At 42.4% G+C, this 13,120-nt stretch carries 7 protein-coding genes; all 7 read right to left on the bottom strand.

The window, feature by feature from the left end; translation table 11 throughout:
* Nucleotides 1–2 precede the first annotated feature (2 nt).
* The 7 genes from B5X76_RS14290 to B5X76_RS14260 all read right to left on the bottom strand — a co-directional run bounded on the left by B5X76_RS14290 (nucleotide 3) and on the right by B5X76_RS14260 (nucleotide 12,825).
* Nucleotides 3–3,512 (bottom strand): TonB-dependent receptor, encoded by a 3,510-nt coding sequence (locus B5X76_RS14290; protein ID WP_245801048.1) that lies wholly within the window; start codon nucleotides 3,510–3,512, stop codon nucleotides 3–5.
* Between the two features lie 170 nt (nucleotides 3,513–3,682).
* On the bottom strand, nucleotides 3,683–4,870 hold the full coding sequence (locus B5X76_RS14285) for a FecR family protein (protein ID WP_079644015.1): 1,188 nt from the start codon (nucleotides 4,868–4,870) through the stop codon (nucleotides 3,683–3,685).
* 87 nt (nucleotides 4,871–4,957) lie between these two features.
* Complete coding sequence (locus B5X76_RS14280; RefSeq protein ID WP_079644013.1) at nucleotides 4,958–5,542, bottom strand: RNA polymerase sigma factor; 585 nt, start codon at nucleotides 5,540–5,542, stop codon at nucleotides 4,958–4,960.
* A 125-nt stretch (nucleotides 5,543–5,667) separates the two neighbouring features.
* On the bottom strand, nucleotides 5,668–7,368 hold the full coding sequence (locus B5X76_RS14275) for a hypothetical protein (protein ID WP_079644011.1): 1,701 nt from the start codon (nucleotides 7,366–7,368) through the stop codon (nucleotides 5,668–5,670).
* Between the two features lie 135 nt (nucleotides 7,369–7,503).
* Nucleotides 7,504–7,914 (bottom strand): hypothetical protein, encoded by a 411-nt coding sequence (locus tag B5X76_RS14270; RefSeq protein WP_176141086.1) that lies wholly within the window; start codon nucleotides 7,912–7,914, stop codon nucleotides 7,504–7,506.
* Nucleotides 7,915–8,292: 378 nt separating this feature from the next.
* Nucleotides 8,293–9,900, bottom strand: a complete 1,608-nt coding sequence (locus B5X76_RS14265; protein WP_217699660.1) for a RagB/SusD family nutrient uptake outer membrane protein — start codon at nucleotides 9,898–9,900, stop codon at nucleotides 8,293–8,295.
* A gap of 18 nt (nucleotides 9,901–9,918) precedes the next feature.
* Nucleotides 9,919–12,825, bottom strand: coding sequence for a SusC/RagA family TonB-linked outer membrane protein (locus B5X76_RS14260; protein ID WP_079644008.1), 2,907 nt, complete (start codon nucleotides 12,823–12,825; stop codon nucleotides 9,919–9,921).
* Between the last annotated feature and the right edge of the window lie 295 nt (nucleotides 12,826–13,120).

Below are 13,120 nucleotides of genomic sequence, written 5' to 3'. Positions count from 1 at the left end.
TATTATAAGCCCAACATTACACCAAAAGAATACGTTTTACCCATAGGATACACCCGTTGATCCCCCCTAGTAGTAGCCTTGTCCGGATCAGAGTAGCTTATTCCTGCCCCAGCTTGCTCCGGATCGATATACTTGGTCAATTTGCCAAAGCTCCAGGTAAACATATTTTCTCCACTAAAAAATACCCGCAGACGATCCACTTTGGCTTTACGCGTCCACTCTTGCGGTAATGTATAACCTACCGTCAAGTTTTTGACACGAAGAAAACCTAAATTTGTCAGGTAATAATCGTTAACCTCATATAGTGACCGTCTTGCCTGTAGCGAAGAATATCCCCTATAGATCTGTGGGTACATGTTGTCTTTATTGTCTGGTGTCCATGCATTATCGATCAAATCCTTCCGGATAAAAGATAAGTACGGTCTTTGATAGGTCCCCCAATACAGCTCGCCCGTAGGGTACCAGTCTTGCCTACCGACCCCGGACAGCGCTGTAGACACATCAAATCCTTTCCATCTTGCATTGAGGTTCAAGCCAAATAAGTATTGCGGCATGGCATTACCGATCCTTTCGAGATCACCGTGATTAGCCAAGGTATTATCGCCCTTATTTATCTTCCCGTCTGCATTCAGATCCAAGTACTTGATATCTCCCCCACGCAGGTGATTCCATTCGCTATTCTGCATAATGTTCAATACATCATCATATACCTGTCCTAGATTTGTGGAGGGGTTATCAAACGAATTTTGGTAAGCAAAAGCCTCCTCATCAGACTGGAACTGGCCATCAATGCGGTATCCCCATATTTCACCCAGGCGTTGTCCCTCATAATACGTACTCAACAATCCTTTCGGGTTGTTATATTTAGTGATCGTCGCTTTAAAATTAGAGACATTCGCCGTCACATTAAATTGCAACGGAGCTCCGGCCACATCAAACTTATCGCGATACGATACAGCGACTTCCCACCCATCATTACGCAATGCGGCATAATTTTCACGGGGTTCGCTTGCTCCGAATACACCTGGCAGCGGTTCTCCTGGCAAATACATGCCAGAGACATTTTTACGGTACCAATCCGCATTCACAAACAATTTATTATTGACCAGACCGATGTCCGCTCCGAGATTCAAACTTTTAGTACGCTCCCAGGTCACGACACTCGGTAGCGGCGCCGGCATCTGTGCGCCAGTCACTGGCAACCCATTGTTCAACCACGAAATCCGTCTCACCGCCATCAGTTCTTTAAACGTATTCACATCTACCGTCTGGTTGCCCAACTCGCCATACGACCCTCTCAGCTTGAGTGACGACACATAGGGTTTGATCTCTTGCCAAAAATTTTCCCGATCCACTTGCCATCCTAGTGAAAGCGAGGGAAAGAATCCCCATCTGCTATCTACCGGAAAACGGGAGGATCCGTCATAACGCGCATTGATCTCCATTAGGTATTTGCCATCGTAATCGTAGTTAAAACGACCAAAAAAACCTCGTACAGCCCAGTTTGTCGCACTACCCGTCATCGAATTCATCACGGTCGACAGCGATAGATTGGACAAATCTTCCAACAGCAGGTCATCCCCTACTGCTCCGATAAAATCCCGATCATACTCTTCCTGGTTAAAACCTAGCAACAATTTAAAATTATGCTTATCTGCTACCGAGGTATTATACGTTCCGAAGAAGTTCAATGCATTATATTTGTCTTTCCGACGTTGTTCCTCCAGTCGGTTCAGCCCCACGGTCAGTGGTGTCAATCTGTAACCCGACAAGTAGGTAAAAGGATTGAGGCGTAGGGCCACACTTCTATTCTCGATACGGTTGCTGTAGTCAAAGTTGAACTCCAGTCCTTTCAGCGGGCGAGCCACCACACGGAATGTATTCGTGAACTCCTCCGTTCCGATGTCGCGCCAGCTCTTTCCTGAATACAGACCTGCATTTCCTCCTTGTCCTCCCGATCCCGTACCGATATCCGTAGGTATACCATCCACAAAATTTGGGTAAAAAGGCATCAGGTTATACCAGGTTGTCGTGCTCCACAAACCACCAAAACCATTCGAAAATCCGCCGTAATCCTTATCCTTCTCGTTTATAAACTGCACATTATTGGACACTTCCAACCAATCATACGGTGTAAACACGATGTTAGCCTTCATATTATCACGGCCTATACCTGCATCCTTATTGATATTATTGATACTTTGTCGGTCATACACCCGCCCCGATAGGTAGCCTTTCAACTTGTCACTACCGCCTGATATCGATATATTATGAAAATTAGAAGCCTGATATTTTCGGAACAGATAGTCCCACCAATCCGTTTGGTAGAAGAACTTGTTTGTACCATCCGACTGCAATTCATGGAAAGGAGCTATTTCTCCTCTTGACACCATTTTTATCGCTTCCCAATCCATTTCGTTAAATCGGCTGTAGCTGCTTCCATTGTACCCGTATATGGCAGCATCCACCGTCTTGGCATATACGTAAGGATCCGTGATATAATCCGTGCGAGCCGCTGGTGTAGTCCAGGCAAAGTTGTTAGAATAATTAATTTCTGTTTTGCCCGACTTACCCGACTTTGTCGTTATCAAGATTACCCCAAAAGCTCCACGTGCCCCGTATATTGCCGACGAAGCCGCATCTTTCAGTACCGTTACGGCTTCAATATCATTCGGATTGACCCGCGTGATATTGCCTTCTATCCCGTCGATCAGCACCAGCGGATTGCCCCCGTTTATCGAGTTAAATCCCCGCACGTTGATATCCGGCGTCGCACCAGGGTCACCATTGTTGATCTGAATATTCAGCCCAGGCATCAACCCTTGCAGTGTCGTCGCTATATTAGCATCCGGGCGCAAAGCGATATCCTCGGCATTGATCTGGGCTACAGCTCCAGTTAGGTTAGCCTTCTTTTGCGTACCGTAGCCAACGATGACCACTTCGTCCAGATCGCTTGTAGATTCCAACATCCGTATCAGCAATTCCGTCCCTACTTTATACGATACAATCTTATCTTCATAGCCGAGCGCAGTGATGAGCAATTGACCATCGGTATGCACTACCGGCATTGTAAATGAGCCATCCCCTTTTGTCGCTGTAGCAATATTACTTTGCTGCAATCGTATTGAAGCTCCCACCAACGGTAGCCCGTCACTATTTAGTACTTTTCCTTGAATTTGCTGTTGTTGTTCTTCCAGCTCCTTATTTTCCAGATCAGAAGCCCTTTTTATCAGTACAGTTTTGTTCTGCACCACATAGAATAATCCCCTCGGTGTCAGACAAGCGTCCAATACCTTTTTCAGGTCCATATTTTTAACATTCAGATCTATTTTCTCAACCTGTTTTAGTTGACTGCTGTTATAAAAAAAATCGAGATTAGTCTGCTCTTGGATCTGTGTCAGTACATCTGCAAGCTCGGCCCCTTTTACGGACAGACTTACTTTTTGCGCATAGGTATTTCCATTCGCCTGCATGATAAGGCCTAGGAGCAAAAATGAATATAACTTCATCATTAGTAAACACGTTATCAATCGGCGGTGAGCTCCTCCGATTGCGGTAATATTTTTATACATTTGATAGGTATTTGGTATAAATATTATTAATTCAAAACTGATGCTATTTCCAGGTACTATCGAAGAGGGGGTGTTGGCGCATCTCCTCTTCTCCTGATTTGATTTTCGTCCTACTTCATCACCACTACCCTCCCTTCCTGAATATCAAAACGTAAATCAGATACTTGTTCTATACTAGCCAGCACATCACTCAGCTTCTTGGAGCGCTGTATACTCCCTGTAAATCGATCGGTAGAACCCGCTTTAAATTCAACTCCTTCTATAGGATACCACTTTGCCAGATCAGCCATTATGTTCCGTATCGGCGCATCCCTGAATCGAAAGTACCCTTCCTTCCATGCCAATACATCGCTCATATTCACCTTATTTTTCAATTCTATTGTAGCCGAGAGATTCACCTGGGCCTGCTGTCCCGGTTTTATATGTATTTCCCTATTAGCGGCTCCCACCCGAACCGAGCCCGACAATAACGTAGTCGCCACCACCTTATCCGTCTTATAGGCCGACATATTGAATTGTGTACCCAATACCGTGACGGTTGCATTCTTAGCATGTACTACAAATGGCAAAGCTTTATTGTGTGCCACGTCAAAGAAAGCCTCACCTTCGAGCGCTACTTCCCGCTGTCTCTTGCCAAACGTGCCTGCGATTTCTATTTGCGAATCTGAGTTGAGATTTACGATCGAAGCATCCGGGAGCATAAGACGGAGCATCACGCCTTTAGGCGCCACAAAACGATGCTTTTCATTCGCATTAAAAAAATCCGCCGCCTCATCCTGTCCCATCACAATTGTTCCATTTCCATCTCGTAGCAATGTCAACCCTTTGTAATGCAATGTATCTTTGCCCACATCTGCCAGTGACAGCTGCTTCCCATCGGCCAGCGTGATCAATGCATCCTCTTTAGGCAGTTCCATATCTTTTGCTTGCTCCAGCGATAGGGCAGTTACCAAATTCCCTTCTGTAGATTCGCCATTCCACATCCGGTAGGTCACTATGCCTAACAATCCGGTTAATAGAAGCACAGCGGCAATCTTGCCGAGCTGCTTCCATTTAGCGTACAGCGATCGTATCGCGGCAGGTTTATCCTCCTCCTCCATTTTCGCGGCAATGTTTTGGTAGACGCTTTCCTGTTCAAAATCGACATTCTCCCGTAATTCAATAGACTCATCTACTAAATTTGAGAATTCAGAATTTTCCAACGTAGCCATCATCGCATCAAACTCTTCCTCTTCCGATGTGTCCAGTGTGCCGTTCAGGTATTTATTAAAAAGAAGTTGTAATCTATTTTTGTCCAATTTATTGAAATTAGTTATTATACCCAGTACACCTAAGTCGGGCGATAGGACTAGTTGAAGATGTATTTTTTTTTAAAAAGCTATTGGCTATATGCCAGATGCTATAAGCCATAAGGCATACACTAGCATTAAATAGTTATAATCCGCTTGGGGAAGTGTCTTTTTTAGATTTTTGAGTGCCTGCGTAATATGATTTTTGACTGTATTTGGAGATATTCCCATCTCTACCGCTATCTGCTGGTGGGTATAACCATCCATACGGCTCAATCTCAAGGCCCTTTTCTGCTGCTCGGGCAGATTTTCTATAGAATGTTCCAGTTGGTTTTCCAATTCACGTACGTTTAGACGCTGCTCCACATCGTTGATTAGTACATCGTCCACCTGGACAAGATATTTTCTAGCGACACGGGCGTGCCGCAATTGATTAAAGCAAAGACGCTTAGCTATAACATAGATGAGTGGCCATATCTCTTGATCCTCATGTATCTCACTACGGGTAGCCCATATTTTGACAAAACAATCCTGCACCATCTCTTCGGCAAGCCCGGAATCCTTAAGAAGCTTATACCCTAGGTCAAATACAAATGGTGCATACGTATCATATAGCGACCTGAAGGCTTCCCTGTCACCCATTTTGATTTGTACCAATATATCCTTTACGCTTGTTATCATGATCTCCAGCAATTACCGCAGACAATTTAGATTCTGGATAAAGGTATACACATTTATCTAAAAATCCAATCTGTGCCAAAGATACCATCCCAATGTTATCCCAATGTTAATTTAGCCTAGTTATCTTACATCTTCTCGCGCAGCCACTTCGATTCGATCCCCGCACATTGCGCTATCCCATCCTGAAGACTTTTCCATATCGTCTTAAAATGCGAATATTCAGGTACCCGTGTATGATTTACCTTGCCGATATGATATACCTCATTCGCATCGGGATTACTATCGTTGATCACAAATTTATTGACAAAGAAAGATACAATCCCCTTTTTCTTTCTTTCCCCCTCCGCTAGACCACCGAATATATTAACCTTAAAATCATCATAATCAAAGCGAAAATCTCCCCAATTGCCCGAATCATTAGCCTTCATATCAAAGCGGATACCCTTAATATTTCCGGAAGCTATTTCTAAGTTGAGTAAAGGCGTGAGTATCAAATTAAATGCAGAAGCATCCATACGCCCCAAGCTTCCTTTGTAGGTATGCGCTCCATCCTTACTCCGCATATCAAAGCCAAAGAGAGCGTGCAATGGGCCCTTTCCCATCAACATTGCTTTTAGGTCTGCCCGCATATACTTGTCTTTGCGCAGTTGGGTGCTATCATTGGTCATATTGGTTATTATACCATGTACATTCACAAAGGATATTATTCCCTCATCCGTCCCCTTCTCATTAATCTGCCGGTATTGCACCAAGGATCGGTCTACATGAACCGTATCCACACGGATCAGTTGCTGCAGTTTCATAATTTGCTGGTGCGGAGCTTCACCGATTTTATTGACATTATCCTTTTGGTATCTCCGATCCTTTCTGAACACCGCAGCACCCCTGCTCAAAAACACCTGTTTAGCATGTACTTTACCTTCTCTAGACAGAAGCCCCAAATCCCAGTCTTTGACCCGTAGCGTATCCCATTCCAGCGTGATCAATGCTTTATTCTGTTTATCATTTCGAAAATACTGTTCCTTTGAGATTTTCGGTTCCAAGCGTATTTTATGCAGCAAGGCCGATCTGCATTTACTATCTAATTGAAAATTATCAAATGCCAGTCGGTATGGGCTCTCTGGGATTGAATAATTAAATCCCGGCAATGTTAATTGGATTCGCTCACTGTAAAATACCCTATTGCTATCTGCGCGGCTATAAGGATCAACAAGGAAATCTGTTACCTGTATAGCCCCATTTTTCAATCTTAGCGGGGCCTTTCCCGATTCATCGCTATAATCCGTATTCAAACTTGTAAGTGCTATTTGATCAATCCTTAGTTCCTTAAACGAATCTTTGATCCGAGCATACAGATCCATAGCGCTGGTATCCTTTCTTTCGTAAGGCAATATCTCCTTTACGATTTTAACATTTAGAGTGTCGATTTTAATCGCGCCCACACTGATTTTCTTGATCACTAGCATCTTCCATAGATTCAAATGTTCTATTTTCAGGCTATTGGTGATAAGGTCAATACGGGTTTCAGGGGCTTCTTTCTGGGCTTTCAGTGCGGCATAGACTGCCGTATCCGCTATTAACTGAAGTCTTTTCACCTGTGCAGATCCTGTCAACAGGTTAATTTCCAAATCATCCATTTCTACATGGTACAGTCCCCGAGATGCGCTATGCACTTTTTCGCTGATCTTGTCGCGCAGAATATCTTTATAATGCCGGGATAAGTACCAACTGAGTAGTATGCCGGCCAGCAGTAGACCGGCAAAAATTCCGATCAACCATTTGCTCCATCGGGGTAAAAAGAATTGTGTTCTTTTCCTGAATTCCATTACTGACGAACAAATCAAATACCGTTTGGTTCGGCCGAAATTTTTATCGAATAAAAAAACAGGCGTCGGTTTTATACCGACACCTGCATGTTCTGATACAATCAGGACATTTCTCTTAATATTAAGCTTAGTTTATTATTTCTTTTTACCTTCAAAAGAATAGGTAATCTCCCCTTCTTGTGTTTTTTGTGTGTACATCACTATATTTTTATCCGCTATACTATACAAAAAAGTTCCGTTAGGCTCCACAAGCGTGTTTATAGATACATTATAGTTTCTTTCTACTTTCATAGTTTTTGCAGCCACTACAGAATACTCTTCACCTGCCTTTGCTGTGATTTTCAGGTGCGAATCATCTACTTTAGTCACATTAATTTCGGCATTATAGTATTCTTTTCCTCCAAATACTTTAAGTGTACCTACATATGTACTTACTGCTTCATCAATACCGCTAGCACTAGGTCCGTCATCATCTTTACTACAACTTGCAAATAGTACACTCGCACAGACAAAAAACAATACAGCTAGGAAACTGTTTCTTTTCATAAATTTGTTCATATATATTTAATTTAATTTTCAACTGCCATTATCTTGTCCCGACTGTTCGGGATGGAATATCCATAGATATTTCATAGTTCTATCTTTTTAATACGCAACCCTAAACAATTATTAAGCCATTCTATATCCGAGCGGAATAGATTTTTTAGTCCAAACCGAGAAACGATAAGCTATATAACTAAGTATCAGTGACTTTATGCAAAAACAAAAGAAGGTGTCTAAAAATTAACGGATCGTCGTCATCGCGAGACTACGAAGCGATCTTAAATCAACACAGCTATCCAATCGCTCAAACACCGAGTTCTGCGATTTACACAAAAAGAGCATCCCATAATTGAGATGCCCCTTCTACACACTTTTTGTTAATTAATATCCAGGATTCTGAGTAAGCCCCGGTTCCACTTTTAAACTGTTCTCATGAAATGGCCAAACATAGTTATTTGGTTTAAAAGACCGATCCTCAACCTTGAGCGTTTCTTTATTTCCATTGACTATACGGCTATGCCCAAGAGCTGGCTGATTCATCACCTGTTCAGCGATTTTCCAACGGATAATATCATCATAGCGCAGTCCTTCTCCCGCCAATTCAGTACGCCTCTCATTACGTATCAGCTCGATCCACTCAGGTTGTGTTTTATTGGTCAATGTTACATCTGCTACTGTCATATCCAAGCCGGCTCTCTTACGTACATCATTAATACACTTTTTCGCCAAATCGTCCACATCATTCATCATGATTTTAGCTTCTGCATACGTCAATAATACTTCAGCATAGCGCAGTACGCCAAGATCGATTGTTCCTGAGGTCTTAGCCGCATCGGCCTGATCTACCCATTTCTTAAACCAGAATCCAGATCTGCTAGCACGTGCTTTTTCATAATACTGCGCACTATTTGCGTTATAGACATCTATTACCTCTCCGTTGAAACTATCGCCGTGCATGAAAATACTTTCAGCAAACCTAGGATCTCTATTTAATTTCGGATTCAATTCATACTCTTCTTTTGTATGCAGGGGGCATTTATCAATTGGCCTTCCTTGCTTAGTCCAATACGCATCTATCAACCCCTTCAATGGTACTAGATGCGACTGTCCTGGCCCGGTCTTAGACTGTGGTGCCATATGGGTAAAAGTAACCGGATTATTCGTCCCTCTACTCTCGTTATTAAATCGGATAACAAACTCGTTATTAGTTTTATCCGCCTTATAGTTAAAAATATCCCCAAATTTTGGATGCAATTGGTATTTACCACTATCCATCACCTCTTTTGCTAAGCGCGCTGCTAATTCGTAACGCCCATTGATCAACGCATAGCGCATGATAAGGGCTTTAAAGGAGTATTGATTAAAGAAATAAGCATTGGTAGTATAGGTTTCTTCAGGCAATCTATTTGCGATTTCTTCTGCTAGCGGAAACAGTACCTCCAAGATCTCCTCCTTCGGTTTTGCCGGCTGCAGTGCCGATTCAATATCTGCAGGCTCTAAAAAGAAAGGCACATTCCCCCAGCGGCTTGTCACTTTAAAATAATGCCAGCAGCGCAGAGCTTCCAAGATACTCTTATACCTTGTGCGCAGCGCCTCATCTTCCACATAGGGGACATCCATATTCGCAATAAAGGTGTTAAGACGTCCTAGATGCTTCATATGCAACTGATAGTAAGTCAGAAAAGCCTGTGTATTGGAGTTGATATTTCCGTTAGCGATTTTCTGGTGATTATCCGCTTCTAAACGACTATACGCATTGTCCGACTTACCCTCTTCCATATAGAAGATATTCGATCTATTGGTCGGGTTAGAAAACATATCTAAGTAGCTACTATAGATCACCCGGAGAATATCTGCTTCCGTATTAAAGAACTCCACAAAGTCTGTAGCCGTAGGGTCAGTCTTATCCAAAAATTTCTCACAACCCGACATTGAAAGCGTCGCTGAAGCAAGCAATATATATACTAATTTTGATCTTTTAAATTTCATCTTCATCATCATTTAAGCTTAAAAAATACTTGTAGACACTCCAAACGTATAGGTAGCCATACGTGGATAATTACCATCACCACCGTTTCTCTCTGGCTCCAAACCTTCCCATTTCGTAAAGGTTATAGCATCCTGGGCATTCACATATATTCTTGTATTATGAAAAGCCTTACCGATATTTTTAAATGTATACCCTAATTGGAGCACTTTTATACGAAAGAAAGCAGCATTCCCCAGCCACACATCACTTAGGTAAGTATTCGTACTAGTCCCGGTCCATACTCTTGGGAATCGACTGTTTTGATGCTCTGCTGTCCACCGATTATCTGCATAATACTGTCGTGGCGCTCCTAATGCATTGGTCGATCCATCTACCAGTACGGGATATCCTTCTTGACCTCCCAGCCTAGCCGTACGTTTACCCACTCCTTGTCCCAGCGCACTAAAATCAAATCCCTTATACCTCAAGCTCAGGTTAACACTATAGTTGTAGCGAGGCGAAGGATCTCCGAGATATACCCGATCCGCATCGTTGATCAAACCATCACCGTTCTGATCCACATATTTGATATCACCAGGCAATGTATTTGGCATTTTAGCAGCTGTATTTGCTACATCATTTGCATCTGCAAAGAAACCATTCGTCTCAAACCCATAATAGTTATCAATGGAGATTCCTTTGTACCATATCTTATCGGTATTATCAGTAAATACCAATGTATCGCTACTACTGTATCCTGCTTTTAGCACTTCATTTTTATTATCAAAGAAAGTTCCTCCTACTGTATACTCCACATTTCCTATTCTATCGTTCCAGTTTGCAGATAACTCAAAGCCTTTATTTCTCACCTCACCAATATTCACGGAGGTGGTCAGCGTATGCGATCCTGTCAATGGCGGCACCGGAAACTTCGAGTATATCAAATCATACGAAAATTTGTCATAAACTTCCGCTGTAAAGGTCAACCGATTTTTAAGCGTCGTTACATCCACTCCTATGTTCCATTGTTTTTGCTTCTCCCAGGAGAAATTCGGATTCGGGACACGCATTGTCCAACCGTAGTTGTTGACCACTTCCTCCCAGAGGTAAGGATCTACATTTTCATTACCGATCAAACCGTACGATCCTCGGAATTTCAAGTTTGAAATCGCTCCGATTTCTTTGATAGCCTCCATAAAAGATTCGTTGTGTGCATTCCACGCTACCGCTGCGGACGGGAAGAAGCCCCATTTATGTCCTGGAGCAAATTTTGAACTACCATCTCCCCTTCCCGTAACTTCCAGTATATACCGGTTATCAAAGGAATAATTTAGTTTACCAAAAAATGAAGCCTTAGAGATCTGCTTATAATCGGTATAAGTCAAGTCCATTACTTCTGTACCTGCGGTAAAATAAACTTTATCCTTACCTCCTCGCAGGTTGTCTGTATAGTTTACTAGAGCACGTGCCGTCAATTGGCTTTCACTCACGCCCTGTTCCGCCTTCACCGCATTCGATACGATTTGAATAGGCTTACCCGTAGCATCCAGATATTTGAATGATTTCACTTCTTCCTTATGCGCCGATTTGCTGACATGATACGATACGTTTCCTTCAATGTTCACCTTTTCGCTGATATTGTATCTAGGTCGCAGGTTTATCGCACTTTTATCGTGCATATAATTCTTTATTCCCCCCCTGTTAATTCTCGCTACGGGATTCAAGTCATTATGCAGGATGTAATGTTCAGGAATATCCGAATCGTAATATACCTGTTGTGTGGGGTTCATACGCCATGCGATCTTGTATAGTCCGTTTCCATCGTCATTCGCCAAGAGACGGTCATTCTGTAGGCGCTGTGCGTAAAAATCAGCCAACAACACAAACTTATTGGCTATGTTGACATTTGTGTTGAAGCGTGCCGTAAACTTTTGAGAGCCTTCAACACTATTCAGTCCAGTTTCTTTAAGGTGGCCAAGCATTAGATTAAACGTACCGACTCCACCGCCACCGGCTATATTTGCCGATTGGTTATGTGTCATAGAAGTCTTCTGCATCACCTCCTTCATCCAGTCAACCGATTTTATCTCGCCATTTTGTGCCTTTAGTATATCTTCATCCGTAAAGGTTAAACTTTGCCCTTGGTACCCACGGGCTTCATTGTTGAGTCTCATATACTGAGCGGCATTTACAAAATCAGGGAGATCGATAGCCTTATTAAAACCAGACCAGGCATTCACATTTACCTTAAATTGCCCCGTAGTACCGCGTTCCGTCTCAATAACAATTACCCCGTTGGCACCCCTCGATCCATACATAGAGGCCGATGCCGCATCCTTCAATACGGTGAGACTCTTGATCTGATTCGGGTCCAAATCCGAAATATCCATCTCCATCCCATCGACGAGGACCAATGGAGCGGCGTTTTGCAAAGTACTAATACCCCGTATATTTATCCCCCCAAAGGTACTACCCGGCAACGAGTTGCCCTGCATCATGGTCACTCCTGCGATGGTACCGCTAAACGCTTGTTGCATTTTCATAATCGGTCTACTTTTGGTCTGCGTCATATCCAATTGCGCCACAGAAGAAGCAACGTGTTGTTTTTCGACGGCATTATATCCCATCACGACCACCTCATCCAGCCCGATCTCTTTATCTGCCAGGATGATATTCAGCTTCTTACTGTCTTTCACTCCTATTTCTTGGTCTTCATACCCTACAGCGCTGATGATCAACGTAACGTTGTTGGAATTGGACTTAATGTCAAAGTTACCACCGGCATCCGATTCCGTCCCTACGTTAGTACCTTTTATCAGCACAGAAGCGTTGGAGATAGGTCGATTTAGATTATCTTTTATTGTACCTGTTATTGTCAGGCCAGTTTGAGCAATGGCCAGTGAGATAGAACACAACGCCATTAGAAATAGTAAAGTTTGCTTCATTTAGTTAATAGTCTTATTTGAATAATTCAGGATTTCCGGAGCATATATCGGTAAACTTTATTAAAAAAAAGAAATCGATATTAAAAGTATTTAAAAATTTTAAGTTAACTAAACCATGTTTACGCTGTATTTTAAATGATAAAACGATTTACCAACATATATTATGTTTACATTAAATTTTCATAATGAAATTATTTGTAACAAAAAGAAACAAAAAAAACACTTCAAACCCAGTAAAGAGAAATAAAACACAAACAACAAGAAGAAATTAACTTATCTTTCAATAATCACCTAC

The organism is Sphingobacterium nematocida, from assembly GCF_900168125.1.
Classification (GTDB): domain Bacteria; phylum Bacteroidota; class Bacteroidia; order Sphingobacteriales; family Sphingobacteriaceae; genus Sphingobacterium; species Sphingobacterium nematocida.
This window is presented reverse-complemented; position numbering and strand designations above follow the sequence as displayed.